Raw genomic sequence first — 23,389 nt, 5'->3', positions numbered from 1 at the left:
ATTTAAATTCCAACAGCCGCCCCATCTCCCCGCGGGTCGGCTCCGCCTTGGAGAAAGCCTTCTTCATCAACTTTGATTGCTGCTGCGTGTCCCATCAGCGGATCATAGTCACCGACAACCTCAACGAGATGTCCGCTGTCTTTCAGCTTTTGAATTGTTTTCTCTGTGAATCTGCCCTCGACTCTGAGACCTTCATATTCCTCTCCCCACGTTCTGCCCCATACCCAGCGAGGTTCGCTGATTGCTTGCTGTGGATGCATTCCATAGTCCAGCATACGGGTAATAATGGCCGTCTGGGTCTGCGGCTGGCCCTCGCCGCCTTGTGTGCCGTACAGGATTTTCGGTTTTCCGTCTTTGCAGGCTATAGCTGGCATAAGCGTGTGGAAGCTGCGCTTTTTCGGTTCAAGCGTATTGACATGATCTTGATCCAATGAGAAAAATGACCCGCGGTTTTGCAGTAATATGCCTGTATCACCGGCAGTGACTGCAGAGCCAAATTCAAAGTACAGGCTTTGAATGAATGACACTGCGTTGCCATCCGCATCGATTACGGCCGCATATGCCGTATCACTTCCCACTGGCCTGCTTTCTGCCGGTTCTGCCAGATAGCCGATTTCTCCCGCCAATCGTTTCGCATAATTTTTATCCAAAAGCCTTTCAAGCGGAATGTCAGCAAACGCAGGGTCAGTCAAAAAGGCATTCCGATCTATAAAACTCTTTTTCAGCGCCTCCACAAGCACATGATAATACTCAAATGAACCGTGTTCGATTTGGCGGAAATCATAGTTTTCCAAAATGTTCAGTGTTAATAAACCGGTAAAACCCTGAGAATTCGGCGGCGCCTGGTACACACTGTACCCTCGATAATCACTTGATACAGGCTCCGCCCACTCGCCCCGGTGCGCTTTAAAATCATCGAGTGTCATGCAGCTGCCGTTATGCTGTAAATACGAGACAATCCGCTGAGCAATATCTCCTTCATAGAATGCGCTTCTTCCTTTTTCAGCAATCATGTTCAAGCTCTCTGCAAGCTCTTTTTGCACAAACCGCTCTCCCGGGACAGGCGCTTGGCCGCTTCTCGTGAATATATCGGCCGTATAAGGAGTGGAGGCCAGCAGTTCAAGATTCTTTTCTGTGTGACGGCACTGATCAGCTGATACTGGAAAACCGTTTTGGGCATAGTCGCGCGCAGGCTCCAACACGTCCGCAAGAGACATGCGTCCGTACTCCTTCAGTATAGCATCCCAGCTATCAACCATCCCCGGCACGGTAATGGCACTGCCGATTCCCCGCAGCGGAATCGCGCTCTTTCCCTTGTATACATCTCTCGTTACATTTTTCCCTGAACGTCCGCTGCCATTATAGACTCTTACCTCCTTTGTTTCCTGGTGAAAGGTCAGCCAAAAGGAATCTCCGCCAAGTCCCGTCATATGCGGATATACAACTGCCAGACAAGCACTCACCGCAACGGCAGCGTCAAACGCGTTTCCTCCCTTGTCCAGTATGAGGTTTCCAGCTTGTGAAGCGAGATAATGCGGACTGACGACCATTTGCTTTGTACCGATGACAGATTTGTTCATCACAAGTCCCCTTTTTTAAGAGATTTTCTTCAGTATAGGGAGCCTGATTTTCCACTTCTACTGATCCGGCAGAAAAACTGACGAACTTTATCCTTTTCGCAAATAACAAGATATATTTCTATTCATTTTGAAAATGAATATAAAAATTTACATTCGAAACGTAACTTTTATGATAAAATGATGTCTAAAAGGCTACGAAAGCAGGTGGAGCAATTGAGTCACGAATATCAAATTCCCAATCTTGTTCTTGATGAGATCGACAAACAAATTCTCACCATTCTGCATGAGGAAGGCAGGATATCTTATACGGATCTTGGCAAAAGAGTTGATTTGTCACGGGTCGCTGTACAGGCTCGAATTAACCAATTAATCGAAGCCGGTGTGATTGAAAAATTCACCGCTGTTATCAATCCCGCTAAAATCGGCATCCATGTATCCGTGTTTTTCAATGTCGAGGTCGAACCGCAGTTTTTAGAAGAGGTCGCTCTTAAGCTTGAGGAAGAGCCTGCGGTCACCAGCCTTTATCACATGACAGGCCCGAGCAAGCTGCATATGCATGGGATCTTTGCCAACGATCAAGAGATGGAAGAGTTTTTAACAAAGCGGCTGTATCCGCTGCGAGGCGTCGTCAGCGTTGATTGCCAGATGCTCATCAAACGCTACAAAAGCCGTATGGGAATGAAGCTGTAAAGGAGAGAAACGAATGAAAAACCATCCTTATCGGGATATGACGGCCGCAATGGTGCGCACTGGAATATTAGGGTTCGGGGGCGGGCCTTCCGTGATTCCGCTGATCCGCCATGAAGCGGTCAATAAATATAAATGGGTTGATGATGATGAATTCGGAGAAATATTAGCGATCGCTAATGCGCTTCCCGGACCAATTGCCACAAAAATGGCGGCGTATCTGGGCTTCAAGCTAAAAGGCACGTTAGGCGCAATCGTGGCGACTCTCGCCCATATTCTGCCTACATGTCTTGCTATGGTGGGCTTGTTTGCGGCTGTAAATGTCTTAAGCCATTCAGCAATTGTTGCCGGCATGATTGGTGCCGTAACACCGGTGATTGCCGTAATGCTCGGCATCATGGCGTACGAGTTTGGCCAAAAAGCGCTTAAAGGTTTCGGCTGGGTCACCGGCATCCTGTTTTTTATCATCGCTTTTATCGGCCTGCAAACGTTACAGATCAATCCCGGCCTTGTCATTATCATTTTCTTAGCGTACGGCGCGTTTCATTTTAAATGGAAGGACAAAATGACAAATAAACATTCAAAAGATAAAGGAATGTCGGCCTCATGATCATGATGTATGTATTTCTGGCGTTTTTTATCGCAAACGTACTCGGATATGGCGGCGGGCCTGCGTCGATCCCGCTGATGTTTGAAGAAGTCGTAAACAGATACAGCTGGCTGTCAAACGACCAATTCTCAAACATGCTCGCACTTGCAAACGCATTGCCAGGCCCGATCGCAACAAAAATCGCCGCGTATGTCGGCTACAGCGCAGGCGGGTGGCCCGGCTTTCTGATTGCGCTGATCGCAACCGTCGTACCGTCGGCGCTCGCATTGATTGTCCTTCTCCGCATCATTCAGCGCTTCCGCCAATCACCCGTCATCAAAGGCATGACGCTGTCCGTTCAGCCTGTCATCGCCGTCATGATGCTCATTCTTACGTGGCAAATCGGCGCAGACGGCATCAAAGCGATCGGCTGGATTCAATCACTAGTAATTGCGGGAATTTCCCTCCTTGCCATGACAAAATTCAAGATGCACCCGGCATTTCTGATTATCGGGGCGTTTTTGTATGGGGGGCTTGTGATTCCTCATTTGTAGAAAAAAGCACCTGGAGAGGTGCTTTTTTCTTTTGGCACTGATATACCGTCTGATATGACAACTGTTTCTTCTCCTGCATCATTCTTGATGATGTGCTTGATTTGCAGCGTGGTTCTGTCTTTCTCACAGATTGCTTAACCTGTGGCGAATTGGTTTTAACTTGTATCCAATCAGAAGACTGTGCTTTCCAAGATAAAAAGAATGCAAGTATGCCAGCGGCAACCGACAGCAGCAACTTCATATAGCATTACTTCTTTTCAATTAAGCAGCTCGCCGCGTACAGTGCCTGAGAATCAAGAAGAATATCACCGGGACGATTGCCTTCTCCCAGCACATATCCTTTAAAGGACATTCCCATAAAGCCAAAAATGTGATCAAACTGCTGAATCAGCGGCAGCCCTTTTATCTTAGGGTTGTCTCCGCCGACTGCTATTACATATGCCTGCTTCGCCCTCATTTGCTGTTTAAAATCAGGAAATCGAGGATCTCTCAACGTCTGTGACCAGCGATCAATAAACAGCTTTAATGTCCCTGACATGCCAAAAAATATTATCCAATTGTTTAATTAATTCTTTAAGCTCAGTGCACATAATATCTTCTACTGGATTTTCCCAATCTTCGTTTTTTATAAGTTCAATACCATAACTTCCGGTTGGATCCCCTTCTGGGTACCACCCTACATCAAGCAACAAGTTTTTTTTCTTATGAGAAATCTGTAAGAGATCTTGATTAAAGTCAAATAACCAAGCATCATCACTTGCCTTTAATGTTTTAGGGTCAGTATCTTTTAATGAAATATAGTCAACAGTCCAACCAGCCGGTATCCTAAGTCTTAAGAAATTGGGAACCTGTTGGTCTAGTGGCTGCAAATCCTCTAAAACCCCACTTCCCACACTCCAGATTTGATATTCTAACTCTTCTAATAATTGTTCTATTTCATCAAAAGATTCTTCTTCATAAATCTTATCTATTTTTAAGTCAACTACTTTGATATGGTATTGATCATTTTCATAAATTACCTTAATAAATGCTTTACGTATTTCATTTTGTAGTATTAGTAATTCATGTTCTTCTTCCATTCTTTTTTCTGAGTTTAAATTGTTCAGTACTACAGACCAGCCATCACAGATTTTTAATGGCTGCAATTGAGAAATATGATCTCTGCCCATCCTGCTTCTCCTTCATTATTCTAAAAAACTTGTCGATTGACACCCCAGCAAGTTTAAACTATTCTAATTTATCAGTAACAAAGCATCTCCTAATGTTAATCTCCTGTTGAAAGACTGTATACAATGAGAAACAAAAAACGCCAGCCCGTGGTTTAGTCCATAGACTGACGTTTAGTTTAAAACCTCTCTTAATCTTTATTCAAGGCGATAAAAGTCCCATTAGGATAATCGCCATTCCAACCACACGGGAAATAACCCGCTTTATAAATTTCAAAAACCTTTTCAAAAAAATTATCTGTATCACCATTAATTGCCCTATTAATAGCACAGTTGTTTAGGTCAGCTACTATATCCTCAAAAAAAGTATTAAATTCAGTAGAAGCATGTCTGATGCTCTCAGAAAAAATATTTAATAATGCGTCTATATTTTCTGGCTTTTGATTATCTTCTAATTCGTAAAACCGCTCCCATACTTCACTCATTTCAATTTCCCTTATATCTCTCCATGTATATTCATCTTCTCCATATACTTCTTCATAAGCCAAGTATTCAGCCTTTTCTTGGTCATTAATTATTTTAGTAAAATTAGATACATTAACTGATTTTATAGGTTTGAAGGTTTTTGAAAATTCAATTACCTCTTCCACTAGATTATGATATTTTCCAAAATTCATTACTTGTTATACCACCTTTCCCAAAGATCAACTGTCGCTCCACCGCCTCTTTTCCAAACGGGTTTTCTGGAGGCGTTACCTTCTTTCCTTTCTAATTTATATGCTTCTAATCCTTTCTCCTTTATTTTCTTTAATTCTGTTTCTAAATAATCATCCCTCATATAAAGAGGCAACCCTTTTTCTTGTAATTCTCTTAATTTTTGTTGTAAATCATATACCTGTTTTTCAATGACGTCTACACTTTGGTTAACATCAATCTCATCTAATTTTTTTCTCACAAAACTACTATAGACTGAATGATATCCTTTATGCCGTGAAGTAGCACTTATATCATCATCCGGTACCCTTAAGAAAAAACCATTTGAAGCATCATCCATATCCATTCCTAACTTCTTCAAAACAGGATGACTTCGAAACTCCTTCGGTATAATATGTTGAGCCTGATATGGAGTACGTTTTGTTGAGCGTGGAAGTCCCATTTGCTCAAACATATTTTTACCTAATTTAGTTGAACTCCCCCCTGTAACCTTTCCTGGAGTCCCTGGAATTAATCTTGTGGTAGTGCTTCCACTGCTACCTCTTCCCACCATCTTCACAATCCCCAGATCTTTGACAGCTTTCGTTTTCACATCAGCGTGAACTATTGGGAAAGTTGTCCCATCCGGTGTGACAGTCTTGTGGACACGAATTTTTACATTCGTCGGCACTTTGAATTCTTTTACTTGGTCTAGAATCTTTTTCCCTAGTTCAACTTTTGCTGCTTGAGGCGATTTTGCAAGCGGTATGCCTTTGTCTATATGTTTCGCCAATGCACCAGCACCAACCAAACTTAATGCCGCTTCCAGCGCACCCGATTTCCGCTTCTCCTCAGACACTTTGTTTCCAAACATATCTCTACCTGTCACGGCTTCAGAGAATCCGTTTGACGCAACAAGGCCGTATGCGCCCATTTCTGACATTTTGAGAATGTCTAAGGATTTGCCGGTTTTGTAGGCGTCTAAAGCGTGTTCGGCTGCGATAGCCGCTTTTCCGGTTTTGTAGATGGCTTTTCCGCCTTTGAAAGCGCGGCCTGCCCAGCCGACGACCGGTATGAAACCAGCTGCGGCCATAGCTCCTGCTGTCACCCGTTCTGCGGCGGAGAGCTTTTCGCCAGTAACCGGATCAACGCCTTCGGTTGCTCTTTTATAATCATAATAGCCAGTGACTTCTCCAGTAAAGTTGCAAACTCCATCCCATGTTTTTTCGTACCAAGGTTTGTTAGCTTCTTCTTCAGCCTTTTCCTGAAGCCGCCTTGCTTCGCCTTGCTGGGCTTTTGCATCGATATAGGTCGTTCCTTGCTTTTCTACTTCAATGACGCTTTTGTAGACTTCATTGCTGTGGAAGGCTTTTTTGTCATAGTACATAGGAGATGCGCTCTTCCCGTTGCTGGTGGCCTGCATGAGAACAGAATATTTGGTGAGCACTGCGTTGTCCAGAGATTCTAAATTTTGATATTCAGTGGTCAGGGATTCATCAAGCTTATCGACTGCCGTGATCGTGTCACGTCTGATTTTTTGGGCATCGCCCATCTTATCTGCATAGTCGTCAAGCGTGTACATGTCGAGATCAATAATATCGCTGATGCCTGACAAAATAGAATCGATTTCTTCTTTATGAGCGGAGACAATCTCTGAGGCTTTCAAGTCTCCATTGGGCAGCTCATGATCCAAAAAAGAAGTTTCCACATATGAATCATTCAGTTCTTGATCTTTAATATCTCCTGAAATGCCATTTAAAAACGCAATTTGAGCAGAGACAAGCGTCAGCCAGCTGTCGACGATTTCCGCCTGTCCCTGAAAGAAAGCTTTAATATTGTCCGCGCCTTTTCCTTTAAAATCGTCACCTAAATCTGCAACTCCCTGAAACGCTTTTTTCAGCGTATTCAGCTGCTCCTCAAGCGTCTCATATTGCTTTTTTCTGCTCTTTGCTTCATCGATTAAAGATTGTGATTCAAATACTTTGCTCATCGCACTGCCCTTTCTTTTCTATTTTACAGCTATCGCCTCGTCCTGCTCTTTGAGTGAATCAACGTTATCCTTTGTGTCCTCGATATTTTTCTGTACCGCTTTTTTATAATCTCCGAGCATGGTCTTGATGTTCTCCTCACGCTCATGATATTTTTTCGTGTAATCAAGGTTGTTTTTTCCATTGGAGCCCGCGGCGCCGATTGATACGTCAGCAAGCGCATCTTTGACAGAATCCAATGTTTTGATGACTGTGCCGTATTTCAGCTTAATTTCTGACATAAAAAGAGATCACCACCATTTTAGTTTACTAATTTGTTTTCCTGCTTCTTCCACGAACTCTTCTCCCTTAGCAAGAAGATCGCCTGCGGCATTCGCTGCGCTCTTGGTCAAGTTCAGCTCAAATTTCTCTGCTTCAAGAGTGAATATTTTGAATTGAATTGAAGACATATAATCGTTATATTTATCATTCACAATCTTGGATGCTTCCGATTTTGCCTCTTCTCTGCCCTTGTCGAAATCATCCGCTTTCGTTCCTGTCCAGTGCTTGCCCAATTCCGGTTTCACAATTTCTTTGATTTCAGTGATTGCCTCTTCTTGCAGTGTGTCTATGTCCTTTTTTGCTTTTTTCAGCTTTTCGATCTTGTCTTCCACGTCGGAAATTTTTCCGTTGAGCGAACTTTTGATATCCGCTAATACACTTTCATAACCCATCTGAATCACCTCTTAATACTCAAAAAGTCGTATGGAGGGGCTGATGAAGATAGACTTTTCCATACTTTATTTCCATATATTATATTTTAAAATAGCCAGAAGGCGGCTTAAATAGGGTAAATGGCTTAATTTAGGCTTATAACGCTCTCGATATGTAGGTCTATGATCTTGTTTTTGTTCGTTATACAGCCAATAAAAGCGTTTTATAACATTGAAATGCCTGAAGTCATAGTTACAAAGACACTTGAAAGAGACAGATGTTGATGATCTGTCTCTTTCCGCGTAATGGTAATTACTGTAATATAAAGTTAAAAAAAAGGGTGATGATGATGAGTTTTTTCAGTCCGATGATGTTATTTTTTGTTGTCTTTCCTTTTCTGTCCTTCTTTGTTTTCGGTATTGCAGGCACATTGCTGTTTAAAAAACACGGCCTTTGGTCAATGCCTCTTACGGTGCTCAGCTTATTGGTCATATTTATGTTCTGCATTGACTCGGCAACGCCTGATTTTGTTGTGTGGCTTATTTCATTTCCGCTTCTGACCCTATTGGCGGCAGTGGTGACCCTTTGGATCAAAAGCCTGTATTAGCTGCAGTCCCAGTTGTACAGAACGTTTGAAAAGTCTTTTTTCCTTAAATCGTCAGGTGTGATGAAAAAATTTGCGATGCCGACGTCTCCCCACATTGAATCGATATCATCGTCTGAATCAATTTGCAGAAGGAGAACAGTATGTTCTTTATACGCGTATTCCCTCGGATCATTCTGTGTAAAAGAAGCGTACCCGCCGATTTTATGGCCGAACCCGTTTTCAGCCAGCTCATTATAAATGTCTTCTTCATCCTCGCCGAACTGATCAAAGAATTTCATTGTTTCCATGCCCGCATATTGCTCAAATTGAAAATCTGTAGGCAGCACCCATTCCGCAGATGTCTCAGGCTCGACTGCTGCTTCTGATAAAATCGGAAAATCACATTCGTCTGTGCCGATAAATGAAAAATCAGAAACAAGCTCGTCCTCGTTTTCTATGATATTCTCAAAATAGATCACTCTGAAATTCTTTTGTTCACATTGATTGTCAAAATTCAACCCATACACGTCATCATGAACAGAAATGTAAAACTGCAGGATACCCGCAGAAGGAAAGCCGTCAAGCTGGGGAATTTGCGAGAAATTAATCTGCGCCAGAAGCTTCATCGGCTGTCCATTTTCGTCAGTCGGGTATGTTTCATGCTTGGGAAAATAGGGCTCACCGGCAATTTTGCTCTCATATCGCCCTGTTTTCCCTTTTCGGACATTCAATTTCACGTATTCTTTTGCTGATTTCTCCAGCATATCTCGATACGTTCCCATTTTTTCAGGCAGATGTTTCTTCACGATTACTCTCCTTTTCCAGCATCTCCAAATGATTTTGGCAGCTCTTGTTTTTCTAGTTTTTCTTTTGTTTCTTCTAATGTTTTTCCGCTTTTTCAAGCTGTTGTTTATGGTATGTATGCTTCAATTAATCATATTCTGCATACGGTCCAATACCATCACCTAAAATCCTTCATGATTCCAAACAGTTATATTTACATAGATTCACGAAGGCTTTCCATATTCATAAAGTCACTATTCCTATCTAAATTTTCAAACAATAGTTAAATAGTAGCAAATGTATCCAGCCTCCACAAGCAGGAGAATAGACTTATCATCCGCAATAAACAAAAAAAGACTGGTTCACAACCAGTCTTTTTTTACATCTATTGAATTGCCCCCGACGGAACAATCGCCTTCCGCCCCACAGAATAATACTCCACCCCTGCAGCCGCAGCTTCATCCAATGTGTAGCAGTTTCTGCCATCAAATATGAGCGGCGTTTCCATCAAATCTCGATAGGCTGCTAACGGGAATTGTTTAATGTCAGCCCAGTCGGTTAAAATCATGACGGCGTCGGAACCTTTGACAGCTTCCTCGATCGTCTCTTTATATTCAACAGCTTGCGGGAGAACATGCTTCGCATGGCTTGCGGCAATGGGATCGTAGGCTTTCATACGGGCGTCGAGCGCAGCGAGACGGTCTGCAATGACAATCGACGGCGCTTCCCTCATATCGTCCGTATTCGGTTTAAATGACAGACCTAAAAGGGCAATCGTTTTTCCCGTCACCCCGCCGAGCCTGTTCAGCGCTTTATCCACCAGCATCGCCTGCTGATTGTTGTTGACTTTGATGACCGATTTCAGCAGTTCAAAATCATGCTCGACATTGCCGGCAATTTGCACGAGAGCGTTTGTGTCCTTTGGAAAACAAGAGCCGCCGTAGCCTATGCCCGCTTTTAAAAACTGGCGCCCGATCCGCTTATCCTGCCCCATGCCGTACGCGACTGCTTCAATATCGGCGCCGACCTTTTCACATATATTCGAAATTTCATTTATAAAACTGATCTTAGTGGCAAGAAATGCATTTGAGGCATATTTAATCATTTCGGCGCTTCTGATATCCGTTTGATAAATCGGAATTTGAAACGGGCGGAAAAGCTTCTCAAGCGTCTTGGCTGTTGTCTGATCCGCTGTTCCGATCACGATCCTGTCGCCGTGAAACGTGTCATAGATCGCTGACCCTTCACGCAAAAATTCAGGATTGGATGCGACCGAAATGCTGACAGGCTCCGCAAGATGTTTAGAGATCAGCCCCTCAATCAAATCGTTTGTCCCGACGGGCACTGTGCTTTTTGTTACCACGATGGCATCCCGTTTGACATGCCGGGCGATGCGTTTGGCCGCATCTGTAATATGCTCCAGATTCGCGTGCCCGTCGCTTTTCTGCGGTGTGCCGACCGCTATAAAAATAATATCTGCCTGTGCTAAGCCTTTCTCATAGCTCGTTTCAAAGTTCAGCCGTCCATCAGCTGTATTTTTTCTCATCAGCTCTTCAAGACCCGGTTCAAATATGGGGGAAATGCCTTTTCTCATTTCATCAATCTTGTGAGCGTCAATATCAATGCAGGTTACATGATGTCCAATCTCAGAAAGAGAAACACCTGTCACAAGACCGACATAGCCTGTTCCGATGACTGTTATATTCATTGTTTCCCTCCAACAGTTAAATTGCTGCTTTGCAGCTTTCGTATTATCGTATGAGAACATCCTATCATGAATGCGGATGATCTCCCGCATAGCCTGTCGGGTACAGCCTGTACAGATTTCTGAAATGTGATTCAATCATACAGTATACTATTATATCGCTCTCAGAAAGAAAGTGGTGAAATGAGAACCGGCTGTTTAAAAGAGCCCAAATAATTTTCTTCTTTTGACCGGTTGCGGGGGCTGCCTGTAGATCGTTTGATTTTGCAGAAGAAGCTCGGCGTTTTCCGTCAGCAAATAAGGAAATTCCGGACCGAATTCTTTCTCTAGAATATAAAGGGCCTCTTGATTGTGAACGTTTCTCGTTTTCACATTATGGGCATCTGAGGCTACGAAATGAATCAAATTGGCTTCAGCCAGCCGGAGAGAAAATGCTTTCATCTGTTTTCCGAAAGTCCCCGCAAGACTTCCTGAAGTCATCTGAGATGCCGCTCCTTTTTCCACAAGATGATACAGCAAGGACGGGTTTTCGCGAATTTCCCTGTTGCGTTCAGGATGGGCGATAACCGGAATATATCCTTTCAGCTGCAAATCATAAAAAAGCTGCTCCGCATATCGGGGAACCTGATCAAACGGAAACTCAATCAGGATGTATTTCGTATCGTTCAGCGAAAGCAGCTGCTGTTCAGCAAGGTCTCGTTCCAAATCGCCGTAAATTCTGATTTCCTGCCCCGGAAGCACGGTTAAAGGGATATCTTCTTTAATTAAACGTTTGTTTAACTGATCTGCCGCTTCTCTGACTGCGGCTGGCTCGTTTTCATACACCCCATTCTTATGATGCGGCGTCGCAATGATGGTCCGGATTCCCTGACGAACAGCGGCTCTTGCCATTTCTATGCTGTCGGCTGAATCGCTTGCCCCGTCATCCATTGCCGGAAGAATGTGACAGTGAATATCTATCATGTCTTAGCCCCCTTTTTTCGCAAAAATAAATAACGGGCAAGATGCACGTTATTTATTTTGTATGAAATTTTCCTTGTTTCCGTAATATCCGTATTCAGAGTGCTTCGAAAGCTTTTTGCCGTTCATAATCGCCCCAAGGAGCTTGCTATTGCATGATTCGAGCGCCTCTTTTGCTTTTGCCGCTTGTTCTTTTTCTGTTTTTCCGCTTGAAATGACCAAAACAGAACCGTCTACTACGTTGCCTAAAATCTGCGCATCCGCTACGGCGAGAATAGGCGGTGTATCAAAAATGACCATATCATACGCCGCACACGCTTCATCTGCAAGCTCTTTCATCCACTTCGAGGAGAGTAGCTCGGCCGGGTTTGGCGGGATCGGGCCGCTCGTCAGCACTTCAAGATGTTTTTCATTTGAGGCTTGTACAGCCTGTTCCAGTGAGCTTTTCTTTAATAGAACAGATGTTAAGCCAATCATATTTTCTAGATGAAAGGCCGTATGTACTGTGGGTTTTCGCAAATCAGCATCAATCAGGAGCACTTTTTTTCCCTGCTGGGCAAATACGACAGCCAGGTTAGCGGCCGTCGTTGATTTTCCTTCTCCGGGACAGGCCGATGTGATCATCACTGATTTCATCTGGCGGTCCACTGAAGCAAATTCTATATTCGTACGAATCGTCCGATATTGTTCAGAGTTCAAGGATTTTGGCTCTGTCATCGCAATGATATTCCTGCGCATCCAAGAGCCCCTGCTTTTTTTAAACGCCAAAATGTCCACTCCCCGCTTTTTCAGATTGGATACCGTGTAAGCTCTTCGCTGTTTTCGGCTCATTCGCAATGGTGGAAACCGTCCCTAAAACCGGTATGTCCAGCAAGGATTCGAGCTGCTCTTCCGATTTGATCGTATTATCCAAATGCTCAAGCAGGAAGGCCAGTCCGATGCTTCCCGCCAATCCGGCCGCAAACGCGATGGCAATGTTAAGAAGCGGCTTTGGCGATACAGGTGACGGATGTTCTGAAACCTCGGCTTTTGACAGAATACTGACATTGTCAACATTCATAATGGATGTGATTTTGCCTTTAAAGACAGATGCGATGGTATTGGCAATATGAGCCGCTGTTTCCGCGTTTTCATCCCTGACTGATATGTTGACCACTTGGGAATCCTGTTCGCTGGATACGGTAATTTTGTCATTCAGCTCTTGAGATGTCATCGACAGGCCCATTTCTTTAATGACTTCATCTAAAATGGCAGGGCTCTTAATGATGACGTTATACGTATTGATTAACTGAAGATTGGTTTGGACATCGTTAAATTGGACTTCTTTTTGGTCGTTTTTCGATTGATTGACCAGAATCTGAGTTGAATTTTCATAGATGGGTGTAAGTGCGAAGAAACTGATGAGTCCGCCGGCAGCAGTCGCAGCTGCGGTTACAATCATAATCAAAAGTATGCGTTTTGTTAACGTTGATAATATCTCTTTTAAACTAGTAGATTCTCCCATGATACCTCCAAATCTCTTATAGCATCCTTTTCCATCTACGATTATACAACGTAGAAACCGCTTTTCTCCAGCTTTTCACGTGACATGATTCGACATTTTTTTACAAAACGTTATGTTGCGACTTTTTATGTAAGCGCTATATTTACTGTTTTGACAATGCTGTCTCTTTTTCTCCTATTCAGGCAGCCACGTAATCTCGCATAAAAAAAATCCCGCAAAAGGCGTGCGGGATTCTTATGTTGCATATCCATTTTTAATATGAGAAATCAAATTTTCAAGCATTTCCTTCGTCGTCATCTCAGATGACCGCTCACCAATTTCATGTGCATGCATCAAAATTTTCAGAAATTCCTCTTGATTCAATTTCTTTTCACTCATCTTTTTGTTCCTTTCAGCTTCCATTAAGTTGAAAACACGATTATTATATGATGCCGGTTATCAATTTGCAATCTCTAATACATCATTCGACACATCCCATTTTTTATGTCCTTTTTTAGGAAAAACTTTTTCAGGCCGATGGGTTGCGATATAATAGAGAAATTGGATCTTTTTATTACGTGACTCGGTTAGGAGCGATAATCATGCTTCAGAATATGATTTCCAAAGACGATGTGCTGGCATCTGCTGAACAGCTAAAAGAACTTCTTCCTTACAATGAAGAAAATGTTCAGCTGATCAAAAAAGCCCTTATTTTATATCGGCAGGATTCAGTCTATCGTTTACAAGCAGTGAGTCCGACGGAAGTTACGGCTTATGTGCAGGATGTTGTGCCTGTGCGGGTCACATTGAACTTGTTTGTTATAGTCAAAAGCGGCTGTTCATGTCCGTCCGGAAGAATCTGCCGCCATATGCTGGCTGTGTTTTTATATGTATATGCAATGTTCGAGCGAGTGGGTACTTTTACAGAGTATTGGCTGGAGAGGGAAAAGCTTGAGGAGAGCAAAGAGCTCGTCCGCCGCCAGTTTCAGGAAAAGGTGCTGCCTAATGAAGAATCGCTTTCAAGCTGGCTTGCTTTTTTTGATTCAGAGTTTTCTCTCTGGCAGGCGCGCACGCCGGAAGGCAGCCAAAACATGCAGGGCCTCTATTACGGCTACCTGTCCGCATTAAAAAAGCATGCGCCGAACAAGCCGGAGCTGAAAAGCCTGTATCAGATTCATTCCGCAATTGCGGTTTGGCTTCGCATGTTCACATTGATTGAAGCGGGCAAGCTAAACCCCGAGCAAGACTTTTATTCCCTCAATCCGTACGTTGAACAGCTGATGGATACAATCTACAGCTCTATTGATAAATTAAAAACATACGCGCTGTCTTTTGCGCTTGATCCATTTTTGGAAAAAACACCGGATGTTGTTCGAAACTTGCTGTTGAAAGAAGAAATTTTTCAATATGAACGCATCCGCATCTTCGGTGAAATTTGGAGTGCGCTGCTGTCGCGGCCAAAATGGGTGGCGCGCGAACAGGAGATTTTGAAAAAAGAAGCCGGACGGCGTTTTTCTCCTGAATTACAATTCGGCCGCCTGCATTTGGAATTCCTGCAGAAAAATGATGAGGTTATTTTTGCGGAAGCTGATCAATTCCCGCCGGAAGCGCTGCCGTATACGTTTCAGTGGCTGAGTGAAATCACTGCCAAGAAGGATTGGAAACGGCTGAAAACATGGTACCAGCGGATTGAACCGATTGCGATGGGTTATACGAAGCTGGATAAGCCGTTTAAAGAGATTCGCGACGTAATCGGCGAGCTGTTCCTTCTGCTGAATGCCTATGTGAAGCAAACCAATGACCAAGCGCTGTTTGAACGCTATGCTGCGGGCTGTCTGCCGTATACGTTCACAGAATACAGCCATCATTTATATGAGAAGAAACGATATGCCGAGTGGATCGAGATTCACAGCCTTGTCGGCTTTTCCATCTATGAAATGGATAAAATCATGCTGAAGGAAATTGCAGCGAGCGACCCGGAGGCGCTTATACCGGCTTATCACAGAGAAGTGGCCTTTTTCATCGATCAGAAGAACCGCAGCTCGTACAAGGAAGCCGCCCGGTATTTGAAAAAACTGCGCACCCTGTACAGAAAAGCGAAGAAACTGAAGGTATGGGAGCGGTATATTCAGCAGCTGAGCTCGCATTACAAGCGCCTGCGCGCACTTCAAGAAGAACTGCAGAAAGGAAAGTTGATTGATGGCGAGTCTTAAAGAAATTCTCATTCACGTCGAACAAATGGAAGATGGGTCATTTACACTCTCAGCTTTTGATGAGAATGAGCAGCCTCTTCCCTACAGCCATATGAAAAAGCATTTGTTCCAATGGCACGAATCGTCATTTTACGGAACCTTTCTTGAGGATGTCAGCTTCATCGGGACAACCGCTGTTTTGCTTTCTCCATGGATGACTGTAGAGCTTCTTGGCAAAAACTCGTTCAACTCATTCAGCTCCGTACAGCTTACTGAAGAAACGGAGCCGCTGATCGAGGCGGCATCGACCATCTATGAATTTATCGCAGACGGCGATTTTCTGCCTGACTATGAAGCATGGACAAACGGTGTTTTTCGCTGGAAGGACCGCGACAATATACTGGATGGCTTTACTGCGGATTGGTTTTCCGCTGCAGTGCAGGACTACATCCAATACGACGATGACCTGCGGGAGAAATGGGAACACATCAAGGAGAAATCGCCTGCGGTCACGACATTCCGCGGACATTTTCTCGATGAAGAGGATTTTCTTGAAGGGATCGGCTGGATTGACGATCAATCTCCATTTACAGTCGGCCTGCGCTTAAATGAACCAGACTTTGACGGAGACGATTGGAAAATCGAAATGTTTTTACGCGATAAAAAGACCGGCGCTGTTGAATTCTTTGACGGGCTGAAGAGCCTCAAAAGATCGTGGCAGGCATACAGCGATAAAATCGCGCGTGAACAGGACCGCTTTCACAGAACGGTTCCGTGGCTCTCATTTGATTCCGGGACAACGCTGATTTCAGAGGAAGAAGCTTGGATCTTCCTGTCAGAGGCGAGTGAGACGCTTGTCGATATGGGCGTTGAAATTCTCCTCCCGTCCTGGTGGCAGATTGTCAGAGACAGCAACATGATGCTGAAAGCAAAGGTGTCGTCCGCCCCGCGCGGCGAGTCATTTGTCGGCATGAATGCGCTGCTTGATTTCAACTGGCGGTTTGCGACAAATGGAATTGAGCTGACTGAGGCTGAATTTAATGAGCTTGTCGCCAGCAACAGACGCCTCGTTAATATCCGCGGGCAATGGGTGAAAATTGATCCGCAGTTTATTAAACAGATGAAGCGACTGATGGAAAAAGCGGAATCAGAAGGACTCCACATGTCTGATATTCTGGCCCGCGAGCTAATGGATCAGCAGGAAGGCGGGCTTGAGGATTCAGATCTGATTGATACATCCGCTTTTGCCGGCATTCAATTTGATCTGTCCAAACAGCTTAGGTCACTGATTCGGAAGCTCACTGCCGCGGAAAACCTGCCGGAGCACAAAGTCAGTCCTTCTTTCAAAGGGACACTCCGACCTTATCAGAAATACGGCATGAACTGGCTGCTGTTTCTGCGGGAAAGCGGTTTTGGCGCCTGTCTGGCTGACGATATGGGTCTTGGGAAAACGATTCAAATGATCGCCTATTTCCTTCACGTGAAGGAAAGTGGCCGGCAAAAAACGCCGAATTTGATTATCGCGCCGACATCCGTACTCGGCAACTGGCAGCGGGAGCTTCAAACCTTTGCCCCTGATCTGTCTGTCGCGCTCCATTATGGGCCGCGCCGTCCAAAGGGTGATGATTTCGCTGCGCATTATGAAACCGCAGATGTGGTACTCACTTCATACGGGCTGTCGCATGCCGATGCTGAAGAGCTGTCTTCTGTGACATGGAACACGATCTGCCTTGATGAAGCGCAAAATATTAAAAATGCGCATACGAAGCAATCACGCGCAATCAGAAAACTCAAAGGGCTTCACCATATCGCGCTGAGCGGGACTCCAATGGAAAACCGTTTGACCGAGCTGTGGTCCATTTTTGACTTCATGAATAAAGGCTACCTCGGCAGTTTGACAGGCTTCCATAAACGGTATGTGCTGCCGATTGAAAAAGACCGGGACGAAAAGAGAATCGGTCAGCTTCAGCAGTTAATACGGCCGTTCCTTCTCCGGCGGACGAAACGGGATGAGGAGGTCGCGCTTAATCTTCCTGAGAAGCTGGAAGAAAAAGAATTTATCCCGCTCTCAGCTGAACAGGCGTCACTTTATGAACAGCTTGTCAAAGACACATTTGACCATATGACGTCACTGACCGGCATGCAGCGAAAAGCGCTGATTCTCAGCATGCTCGGACGGCTCAAGCAAATTTGCGACCATCCTGCACTCTATTTAAAAGAAGATCAAACCGAGCTGCTGGCCGGCAGATCAGTCAAGCTCGAAAAATTGCTGGAACTCATGACAGCGATTCGCGCCCAAAACGAAAGCTGCCTCATTTTCACGCAATACATTCAGATGGGGAACATGATGAAAAGGCTGCTTGAAAAAACGTTCGGCGAACCTGTGCAATTTCTAAACGGGAGCCTCTCCAAGCAAGAGCGGGATTCACTCGTTGAGAGATTCCAGAAGAAAGAATACCCGACACTCATTCTTTCACTCAAAGCTGGAGGCACCGGACTTAATTTGACCGCCGCCAATCACGTTATCCATTATGACAGATGGTGGAACCCGGCGGTTGAAAATCAAGCGACTGACCGGGCATACCGCATTGGCCAGGAGCGCTTTGTCCACGTTCATAAGATGATTACAACGGGAACAATCGAAGAAAAAATTGATGTCATGCTCGAATCGAAGCAAACCCTAAACGATCAAATTATCCAAAGTGAAAACTGGATTACCGAGCTTTCCACACAGGAACTCGAAGAATTGTTTACATTAAGCGCCTCAGCGCAATAATTGACTATAAAAAAAGCTGGCTCCTAAAAGAGCCAGCTTTTTTCCGTTCATAGCCGTCACGCCGGATTTTCAAAGAATCCGTTACGCCGGTTATCAACATGATACACGTTTGGTGCAGCATATAAACCTACAGCAAATTCTTAATCATATGTGCGACACCGTGTTCGTCATTGGTCAAGGTGACAGCGTCGGCCATCGCTTTGATATCTTCCCGAGCATTGCCCATTGCTACACCTTTTCCCGCAGCCTCCAGCATCGATTTGTCATTTAAACTGTCACCTACAGCTGCGGTTTCTTCGATCGGAATATTCAGCTGTTTCGCAAGCCTCTCCAGCGCCTGTCCCTTGGAAGCTTTGCGGGCAGAAAGCTCAAAGTTATGCTCAGCCGAACTGACAAGCGTCAAATCTTCAGCATGCTCATATCTTTTCCAGCCTGCCTCAAGCTTCTCTTTGAGGAAAGAAAAACCGAGAATATTATAAAAGTCGATCTCCTGATCAGCCTCAAACAGCTCTTGAAACGAGCCAATGTAAGCGAAGCCGGATTGGCTGTATTGCACCTCGGCCGCCTGCATAAGGACAGAAAGATCTGCTTCCGGATTCGCGCTTCTGAATCGGTCCAGCTCAACATCAAGAAGCTCTCTCCCGTTTTGTGGCGTATAAATGGCTGAACCTGTGAATACCTCGTAGTAATAGTTTTCTGACTCAAGCCATGAGAGAATGTCATACGCCCGTTGTTTCTCAATGGTTTCCTGATGATAAAGCCTGCCGTCAGGATCGTGAATGACGGCGCCGTTTGCGCTGATGACCCACGTTTTGATCCCGAGCGGCTCAAAAATCGATTCAACATCAAAATAAGCGCGCCCAGTTGACACCACCACTTCAATGCCGTCCAGCTGTGCCTGCCGCAGCGCACTTTCATTTTCCAAGCTTACCTGATGCTTGCTGTTGAGTAAGGTTCCATCTAAGTCAATCGCAATTAATTTCACGTTTGTCAGCCCTTTCCTTCATCCTGCTCTGTCACGAGAAGTTCCACACCGTTACGGTCAAGCAAGTCACAAAACGCCTGATTCGGCAGCCTGTCTGTGATCAAGAGATCGATTTCACTCAGTTCCGCATACTGATAAAAACTGGTGCTTCCGAGTTTCGAATGATCTGCAAGTGCGATCACCTGCTTTGCCTGCTGAATCATTTTTCGCTTTACCATGCCATCTTCTTCATGCGCAATTGTAATGCCATGCTCGGAAATGCCGACCACACCGATCAGCGCTTTATCGACGTGATAGCTTGAAAGCTTTTCAATCACTGAGGCGCCGTACAGAAACCGGTGCTCCTTTTCCAGCTTGCCCCCGAGCAGATAGATTTCAATTCCCTCTTTATCGGACAGCACTTCCGCGAGATTAATCGAGTTGGTAATCACCGTACAATCATCCGCATTCAAATGCTTTGCACATGCCTGTACGGTTGTAGAGGCGTCTAAAATCACCCGGTCACCATCATGAATGAGCGATGCGGCAAGCCTGCCGATCTTGTTTTTTTCCTCGGACACTGTTTTCAATCGGCCTGAATAACTTTGAATTTTCTGTTGCACAGTCGGCAAAATGGCACCGCCCCTTGTGCGGATGATGGCATTCTGTTCCTCCAGCTTCACGAGATCCCTTCTCGCTGTATCTCTTGACACTTGAAGGAGCGTACAGATCTGCTCCGTTGTAATTCGGTTATGCTGTTTTAAAAAATCCAAAATCGCTACTAATCTTTCTTCTTGGTACACGCCCTCATTCCTTTTCTTATCAATCATCTTTAAGTAATTATAAGTTTTTATTAAGTTACAATCAATATTATTAAGTGAATTTAAGCAAAAATGCATCATAAGAACCAATTTTTCCTAAAAAGAAAAAACCAGTCTGGTCGACTGGTCAGTTTTGAGGGGGATGATGCGGAGATACGGATAATCGTGAATGGATAGAAATCGGGAGGAGCAGGGGTTATGTCAATCGGCCGTTTTTTCCCGAGGTTTGGGGTCCATAAAACGAACAGTATCAGCCAACACTTCCGTTACATACACGTTAACGCCTTCTGCGTTTTCATAGCTCCTTGTCTGGATCCGTCCGCTTACGCCGACGAGAGAACCTTTTTGGCAATACAACGCCGTGTTTTCAGCAGTTTTTCTCCAAAGCGTGCAATTGACATAATCGGCCTCAATTTCACCTGAAGCATTTTTGAAGCTGCGGTTTACCGCGAGCGTAACGTGTGCAACTGCCGCACCGGCGGAAGTGTAGCGAAGCTCAGGATCTTTTGTAAGACGTCCGACAAGCATGACCTGATTGAACATGCGATTCCTCCTCTCCTTGCGGTTATATGTATTGTAGATGATGCAATGAGAAAAGAAAAACGCTTAAAAATGACTTTCAGCCTCTGTTTTTATCTTTCGTTTTCATTTTTCCTTCAGCTAAAAACATCTTTTGTTTTTTCCCTTTAAAGAAATATGTACTTTTTAAAAAACGGAAAAAGATTTGCTTTGTCAGCCAATTTTGCGTATTCATGCACACATAGGAAGAACCATCCCATGCAAACCACTGAAAGCTCAGTTTTTTTTCCGGCAATGACACCTCAATTTTATACTGCTCCATGCCGTCGTGTGTTTCGTATAAAAAACTCATCCTCCCTTTTGTGTTCAAATGGACTTCAAAAACTTCTTTACGGCTTAATATATATGCTTCATCCTTTTGAATCAAACGGTTTTCAGAAGGAGTGCCGTCAATGTAAATTTCTTTTAAACGAAATTGATTCATACACATCTCTCCGTAATCCATAGTCAGTTACAGTATAATGAAAAAATAGAAATTATTAAATGTTTCACCAATATGAAATTCTTTAGCCCCGGCATTACAGCGTTTTTTCCTCTAAAAAGTTTATGTTATAATGGAAGGCAAGAAATCTTTGGAAGTAATCGGGGTGAGAAAAGAAATGAAAACCTTTAAACTGGTTGACCTGAATGTGGAACGAGTGGACAAGGAAGAAAAATCAATTGAACAGTTTCCCCTAATTGACGGACTGATTATAAATAAAGAAGACGGTGAAAACCACTGGCTGATTGAAGCGCTTGTATCGAAAGAACACCTGTCTTTTTTTGAACAGCTTCAAAACAGCCAAACTGAAGCCAAAGTATTTGTAACGATCACGAAAAAAAGCAACCGCCCCGCCCAGCTGACAGCGGCAGTGAAAAATATTGTCAAGTTGGAAGAAAGTATACAGGTTTTAATCTACGGACAAATGGTGACAAGAAAACAGCAAGGCACTGAAACCATTCTGGAGTCCCTTGTAAAAGAGGGCTATACAGGAACAAAACTGATTGAGGCGTTTAAGCAAAACATATAAAAAATTTCTGAGGTGAAGATATTGAGCAAGGGAAAGGTGCAAGCACTCTTTTTATCACTTATCGGTGCGGCTCTGCTCATGACATCAAGTTTACAGACACCTACAGAAGCTGAAGCTGCAGAGAAAAACATAAATTCGAAAAAGCTGAAGGTTGATGAGTTTTTCACAGATCTCGACGGCACTTTTATCTTGCGGGATTTAAAAAACGAAAAAACATTCGTCTACAACGATCAGCGCGCAAAACAAAGATTTGCGCCGCAGTCGACGTTTAAAGTTCCTAATGCGCTTATCGGATTAGAAACAGGCGCTGTTAAAGATGAATATGACATCAAATACTGGGATGGCGTGAAACGGGAACTTGACGTTTGGAACCAAGACCATACGCTCGGCTCTGCTATGAGATATTCAGTGGTTTGGTATTACCAAGCAATGGCCCGGGACATCGGAGAAGAGCGAATGAAGGAATGGATTGAAAAAACAGGTTACGGCAACCAAGACATCAGCGGCGGAATTGATCAATTCTGGCTAAGCAGCACTCTCAAAATCTCTCCTTTAGAACAAACAGATTTTATGGAATCGTTATACAAAGAAAAACTACCATTTGACAAAAGCGTCATGAAGACGGTAAAACGGATGATGATTCAAGAAGACGAAGACCACTATACGCTTTATGGAAAAACCGGTTCTGGCTCAGGCATCGGCTGGTATGCCGGCTTTGTTAAAACCGAGCACGGGGCGTACAGCTTCGTGACAAACATTGACGGAACCGGAACAGAAGCGAAAAGCATCACAATGGACATTTTGAAGAAATATGTTCTGCATTAAAAAAGACTGCCGTTAGGAAACGGCAGTCTTTTTTCTGTAAATATCCACTGCAAAAGAAAGACATCAAGAAACTTACATTTCGCTATTGATATCATCTGTATGGCCGACAGCATCAATCAATTTCCCTTTAACTGCTAGACGTCCTTTCGTTTCCACAGCTTTGTCACAGGTAATTAACGTAATTTCCTTTTCTTTTGTATTCTGAATCACATCTGCATGTATTTCTGAAATCGTTTCTGTTGATGTCACTGAGTAAATATAGTCTTTTTTAAAATCTGTAATCACAATTTTGGCGCCTTTTTTTATATTCAACAGAGGTCCAAACAGAAGACTCTTTTGCTTTAGATGATGGCCCGCCAACGGATAATTCCCCTCGCCCATTTTCTGATCCGGGCGCATTGTTGCCGCCCCGATCAGAAGACTTTCGTTGGTAGTGCCTTTTAGGATCGGAAGCTCCAGATCGACACTTTTAATGGTTATCCGTCCGATGATCGCTTTCTGATCGTGATCAAAGCCAGCCTTTATGGCTTCCATCAAATCAGGCGGCTGGATTGAGTCAAATTCAAAAGCAGCTTCTTTCTCATTATTTTTTTTCAGCTGCTCCACAGTTAATGCCGACTCATTCTGGCTTTTGCTAAGGTAGGCTATGATTCCTCCTTTCAAAAAAGGGGCACAGATAAGCAACAGTCCGAAAAGAATGAACACCGTAATGATCATTTTCTTGTACATGCAAAAATTCCTTTCTTATGCTTCAT

Annotated in this window: 25 protein-coding genes and 2 pseudogenes; 8 read left to right on the top strand and 19 right to left on the bottom strand. The window is 44.0% G+C overall.

The genetic code is table 11. The features are described 5' to 3' along the window. Nucleotides 1–2: 2 nt before the first annotated feature. A complete protein-coding gene (ggt, locus tag LWH95_RS16970) occupies nt 3–1,580 on the bottom strand; it encodes a gamma-glutamyltransferase (protein ID WP_232920034.1) in 1,578 nt (525 codons plus the stop codon). 213 nt (nt 1,581–1,793) lie between these two features. Between ggt and chrS the strand changes: the two genes are divergently transcribed. Genes chrS through chrA form a run of 3 tightly spaced genes read left to right on the top strand, consistent with a single transcriptional unit; the run spans nt 1,794 to nt 3,410 of the window. Then, nucleotides 1,794–2,270 (top strand): chromate efflux transcriptional regulator ChrS, encoded by a 477-nt coding sequence (chrS, locus tag LWH95_RS16965; protein ID WP_003235604.1) that lies wholly within the window; start codon nt 1,794–1,796, stop codon nt 2,268–2,270. Nucleotides 2,271–2,283: 13 nt separating this feature from the next. Continuing rightward, entirely contained in the window at nt 2,284–2,877 is a 594-nt protein-coding gene (gene chrB / locus LWH95_RS16960) for a chromate efflux transporter subunit ChrB (protein ID WP_133485731.1), read from the top strand. Then, nucleotides 2,874–3,410 (top strand): chromate resistance efflux protein ChrA, encoded by a 537-nt coding sequence (gene chrA / locus LWH95_RS16955; protein WP_060399650.1) that lies wholly within the window; start codon nt 2,874–2,876, stop codon nt 3,408–3,410. The genes chrB and chrA overlap by 4 nt, the downstream gene beginning before the upstream one ends. On the opposite strand, the pseudogene LWH95_RS16950 reads toward chrA, so the two are convergent. The 7 genes and pseudogenes from LWH95_RS16950 to LWH95_RS16915 form a co-directional block, all read right to left on the bottom strand. Next, a pseudogene (locus tag LWH95_RS16950) lies at nt 3,401–3,651 on the bottom strand (hypothetical protein). The gene chrA and the pseudogene LWH95_RS16950 overlap by 10 nt on opposite strands. Beyond that, nucleotides 3,648–3,963: pseudogene (locus tag LWH95_RS16945) on the bottom strand (flavodoxin family protein); the annotation flags it as partial. The pseudogenes LWH95_RS16950 and LWH95_RS16945, both read right to left, overlap by 4 nt. After that, nucleotides 3,920–4,579 (bottom strand): hypothetical protein, encoded by a 660-nt coding sequence (locus LWH95_RS16940; RefSeq protein ID WP_232920033.1) that lies wholly within the window; start codon nt 4,577–4,579, stop codon nt 3,920–3,922. The pseudogene LWH95_RS16945 and the gene LWH95_RS16940, both read right to left, overlap by 44 nt. A gap of 188 nt (nt 4,580–4,767) precedes the next feature. Then, the gene (locus LWH95_RS16935) at nt 4,768–5,253 is read right to left on the bottom strand and encodes a hypothetical protein (RefSeq protein ID WP_232920032.1); all 486 of its coding nucleotides are present in this window, start codon (nt 5,251–5,253) and stop codon (nt 4,768–4,770) included. Next, entirely contained in the window at nt 5,253–7,259 is a 2,007-nt protein-coding gene (locus tag LWH95_RS21640) for a T7SS effector LXG polymorphic toxin (protein WP_269802385.1), read from the bottom strand. Before LWH95_RS21640 ends, LWH95_RS16935 begins: the two co-directional genes overlap by 1 nt. A gap of 18 nt (nt 7,260–7,277) precedes the next feature. Further along, entirely contained in the window at nt 7,278–7,538 is a 261-nt protein-coding gene (locus tag LWH95_RS16920; RefSeq protein ID WP_232920031.1) for a YwqI/YxiC family protein, read from the bottom strand. Nucleotides 7,539–7,547: 9 nt separating this feature from the next. Beyond that, complete coding sequence (locus tag LWH95_RS16915; RefSeq protein WP_148982462.1) at nt 7,548–7,970, bottom strand: YwqH-like family protein; 423 nt, start codon at nt 7,968–7,970, stop codon at nt 7,548–7,550. Between the two features lie 347 nt (nt 7,971–8,317). Here LWH95_RS16915 and LWH95_RS16905 point away from each other — a divergent pair, with 347 nt between their 5' ends. Beyond that, nucleotides 8,318–8,557: a hypothetical protein gene (locus LWH95_RS16905; protein ID WP_232920030.1), complete on the top strand. Its 240-nt coding sequence runs from the start codon at nt 8,318–8,320 to the stop codon at nt 8,555–8,557. Here LWH95_RS16905 and LWH95_RS16900 read toward each other — a convergent pair. The 6 genes from LWH95_RS16900 to LWH95_RS16875 all read right to left on the bottom strand — a co-directional run bounded on the left by LWH95_RS16900 (nt 8,554) and on the right by LWH95_RS16875 (nt 13,866). Next, nucleotides 8,554–9,318: a YwqG family protein gene (locus LWH95_RS16900; protein ID WP_232920045.1), complete on the bottom strand. Its 765-nt coding sequence runs from the start codon at nt 9,316–9,318 to the stop codon at nt 8,554–8,556. The two genes, LWH95_RS16905 and LWH95_RS16900, sit on opposite strands and share 4 nt — an antisense overlap. 386 nt (nt 9,319–9,704) lie before the next feature. Then, nucleotides 9,705–11,027, bottom strand: coding sequence for a UDP-glucose 6-dehydrogenase UglF (gene uglF, locus LWH95_RS16895; protein WP_232920029.1), 1,323 nt, complete (start codon nt 11,025–11,027; stop codon nt 9,705–9,707). Between the two features lie 195 nt (nt 11,028–11,222). Further along, on the bottom strand, nt 11,223–11,987 hold the full coding sequence (locus LWH95_RS16890; protein ID WP_133485716.1) for a tyrosine-protein phosphatase: 765 nt from the start codon (nt 11,985–11,987) through the stop codon (nt 11,223–11,225). A 48-nt stretch (nt 11,988–12,035) separates the two neighbouring features. Next, nucleotides 12,036–12,752, bottom strand: coding sequence for a CpsD/CapB family tyrosine-protein kinase (locus tag LWH95_RS16885; protein ID WP_133485714.1), 717 nt, complete (start codon nt 12,750–12,752; stop codon nt 12,036–12,038). Beyond that, nucleotides 12,742–13,488, bottom strand: coding sequence for a protein-tyrosine kinase activator TkmA (tkmA, locus tag LWH95_RS16880; protein WP_232920028.1), 747 nt, complete (start codon nt 13,486–13,488; stop codon nt 12,742–12,744). Before tkmA ends, LWH95_RS16885 begins: the two co-directional genes overlap by 11 nt. 234 nt (nt 13,489–13,722) lie before the next feature. Then, nucleotides 13,723–13,866, bottom strand: coding sequence for a hypothetical protein (locus LWH95_RS16875; protein ID WP_003221769.1), 144 nt, complete (start codon nt 13,864–13,866; stop codon nt 13,723–13,725). A 203-nt stretch (nt 13,867–14,069) separates the two neighbouring features. Between LWH95_RS16875 and LWH95_RS16870 the strand changes: the two genes are divergently transcribed. Together LWH95_RS16870 and LWH95_RS16865 are read left to right on the top strand one after the other, a co-directional pair. Further along, nucleotides 14,070–15,680: an SWIM zinc finger family protein gene (locus LWH95_RS16870; protein WP_232920027.1), complete on the top strand. Its 1,611-nt coding sequence runs from the start codon at nt 14,070–14,072 to the stop codon at nt 15,678–15,680. Next, nucleotides 15,667–18,435: a DEAD/DEAH box helicase gene (locus LWH95_RS16865; protein ID WP_232920026.1), complete on the top strand. Its 2,769-nt coding sequence runs from the start codon at nt 15,667–15,669 to the stop codon at nt 18,433–18,435. The genes LWH95_RS16870 and LWH95_RS16865 overlap by 14 nt, the downstream gene beginning before the upstream one ends. Before the next feature lie 127 nt (nt 18,436–18,562). Here the strand turns inward: LWH95_RS16865 and LWH95_RS16860 are convergent, their stop codons facing one another. From LWH95_RS16860 to LWH95_RS16845, 4 genes are all read right to left on the bottom strand, one after another. Then, on the bottom strand, nt 18,563–19,420 hold the full coding sequence (locus LWH95_RS16860; protein ID WP_232920025.1) for a Cof-type HAD-IIB family hydrolase: 858 nt from the start codon (nt 19,418–19,420) through the stop codon (nt 18,563–18,565). Nucleotides 19,421–19,425: 5 nt separating this feature from the next. Then, nucleotides 19,426–20,202: a transcriptional regulator GlcR gene (gene glcR, locus LWH95_RS16855; protein WP_232920024.1), complete on the bottom strand. Its 777-nt coding sequence runs from the start codon at nt 20,200–20,202 to the stop codon at nt 19,426–19,428. A 219-nt stretch (nt 20,203–20,421) separates the two neighbouring features. Beyond that, on the bottom strand, nt 20,422–20,763 hold the full coding sequence (ssbB, locus tag LWH95_RS16850; protein WP_003235640.1) for a single-stranded DNA-binding protein SsbB: 342 nt from the start codon (nt 20,761–20,763) through the stop codon (nt 20,422–20,424). A 76-nt stretch (nt 20,764–20,839) separates the two neighbouring features. Next, complete coding sequence (locus tag LWH95_RS16845) at nt 20,840–21,223, bottom strand: hypothetical protein (protein ID WP_003235643.1); 384 nt, start codon at nt 21,221–21,223, stop codon at nt 20,840–20,842. Nucleotides 21,224–21,398: 175 nt separating this feature from the next. Between LWH95_RS16845 and LWH95_RS16840 the strand changes: the two genes are divergently transcribed. Both LWH95_RS16840 and LWH95_RS16835 read left to right on the top strand, forming a co-directional pair. Beyond that, nucleotides 21,399–21,809: a YwpF-like family protein gene (locus LWH95_RS16840; RefSeq protein WP_032731815.1), complete on the top strand. Its 411-nt coding sequence runs from the start codon at nt 21,399–21,401 to the stop codon at nt 21,807–21,809. Between the two features lie 21 nt (nt 21,810–21,830). Then, nucleotides 21,831–22,634: a class D beta-lactamase BSU-1 gene (locus LWH95_RS16835; RefSeq protein ID WP_003235647.1), complete on the top strand. Its 804-nt coding sequence runs from the start codon at nt 21,831–21,833 to the stop codon at nt 22,632–22,634. A gap of 72 nt (nt 22,635–22,706) precedes the next feature. Here LWH95_RS16835 and LWH95_RS16830 read toward each other — a convergent pair whose 3' ends face one another. Beyond that, on the bottom strand, nt 22,707–23,363 hold the full coding sequence (locus tag LWH95_RS16830; RefSeq protein ID WP_232920023.1) for a class A sortase: 657 nt from the start codon (nt 23,361–23,363) through the stop codon (nt 22,707–22,709). Nucleotides 23,364–23,389: the final 26 nt, after the last annotated feature.

This window comes from Bacillus sp. G16 (assembly GCF_021282335.1).
Classification (GTDB): domain Bacteria; phylum Bacillota; class Bacilli; order Bacillales; family Bacillaceae; genus Bacillus; species Bacillus inaquosorum.
Note: the sequence above shows the minus strand (reverse complement) of the source record. Positions and strands in the feature narration are given on the sequence as shown.

What these genes read in the sequence shown, in the direction of transcription:
- ggt (WP_232920034.1), bottom strand. Translation starts at nt 1,580, where the DNA reads ATGAACAAATCTGTCATCGGTACAAAGCAAATGGTCGTCAGTCCGCAT.
- chrB (WP_133485731.1), top strand. Translation starts at nt 2,284, where the DNA reads ATGAAAAACCATCCTTATCGGGATATGACGGCCGCAATGGTGCGCACT.
- chrA (WP_060399650.1), top strand. Translation starts at nt 2,874, where the DNA reads ATGATCATGATGTATGTATTTCTGGCGTTTTTTATCGCAAACGTACTC.
- LWH95_RS16940 (WP_232920033.1), bottom strand. Translation starts at nt 4,579, where the DNA reads ATGGGCAGAGATCATATTTCTCAATTGCAGCCATTAAAAATCTGTGAT.
- LWH95_RS16935 (WP_232920032.1), bottom strand. Translation starts at nt 5,253, where the DNA reads ATGAATTTTGGAAAATATCATAATCTAGTGGAAGAGGTAATTGAATTT.
- LWH95_RS21640 (WP_269802385.1), bottom strand. Translation starts at nt 7,259, where the DNA reads ATGAGCAAAGTATTTGAATCACAATCTTTAATCGATGAAGCAAAGAGC.
- LWH95_RS16920 (WP_232920031.1), bottom strand. Translation starts at nt 7,538, where the DNA reads ATGTCAGAAATTAAGCTGAAATACGGCACAGTCATCAAAACATTGGAT.
- LWH95_RS16915 (WP_148982462.1), bottom strand. Translation starts at nt 7,970, where the DNA reads ATGGGTTATGAAAGTGTATTAGCGGATATCAAAAGTTCGCTCAACGGA.
- LWH95_RS16905 (WP_232920030.1), top strand. Translation starts at nt 8,318, where the DNA reads ATGATGTTATTTTTTGTTGTCTTTCCTTTTCTGTCCTTCTTTGTTTTC.
- LWH95_RS16900 (WP_232920045.1), bottom strand. Translation starts at nt 9,318, where the DNA reads ATGGGAACGTATCGAGATATGCTGGAGAAATCAGCAAAAGAATACGTG.
- uglF (WP_232920029.1), bottom strand. Translation starts at nt 11,027, where the DNA reads ATGAATATAACAGTCATCGGAACAGGCTATGTCGGTCTTGTGACAGGT.
- LWH95_RS16890 (WP_133485716.1), bottom strand. Translation starts at nt 11,987, where the DNA reads ATGATAGATATTCACTGTCACATTCTTCCGGCAATGGATGACGGGGCA.
- tkmA (WP_232920028.1), bottom strand. Translation starts at nt 13,488, where the DNA reads ATGGGAGAATCTACTAGTTTAAAAGAGATATTATCAACGTTAACAAAA.
- LWH95_RS16875 (WP_003221769.1), bottom strand. Translation starts at nt 13,866, where the DNA reads ATGAGTGAAAAGAAATTGAATCAAGAGGAATTTCTGAAAATTTTGATG.
- LWH95_RS16870 (WP_232920027.1), top strand. Translation starts at nt 14,070, where the DNA reads ATGCTTCAGAATATGATTTCCAAAGACGATGTGCTGGCATCTGCTGAA.
- LWH95_RS16865 (WP_232920026.1), top strand. Translation starts at nt 15,667, where the DNA reads ATGGCGAGTCTTAAAGAAATTCTCATTCACGTCGAACAAATGGAAGAT.
- ssbB (WP_003235640.1), bottom strand. Translation starts at nt 20,763, where the DNA reads ATGTTCAATCAGGTCATGCTTGTCGGACGTCTTACAAAAGATCCTGAG.
- LWH95_RS16845 (WP_003235643.1), bottom strand. Translation starts at nt 21,223, where the DNA reads ATGAATCAATTTCGTTTAAAAGAAATTTACATTGACGGCACTCCTTCT.
- LWH95_RS16840 (WP_032731815.1), top strand. Translation starts at nt 21,399, where the DNA reads ATGAAAACCTTTAAACTGGTTGACCTGAATGTGGAACGAGTGGACAAG.
- LWH95_RS16830 (WP_232920023.1), bottom strand. Translation starts at nt 23,363, where the DNA reads ATGTACAAGAAAATGATCATTACGGTGTTCATTCTTTTCGGACTGTTG.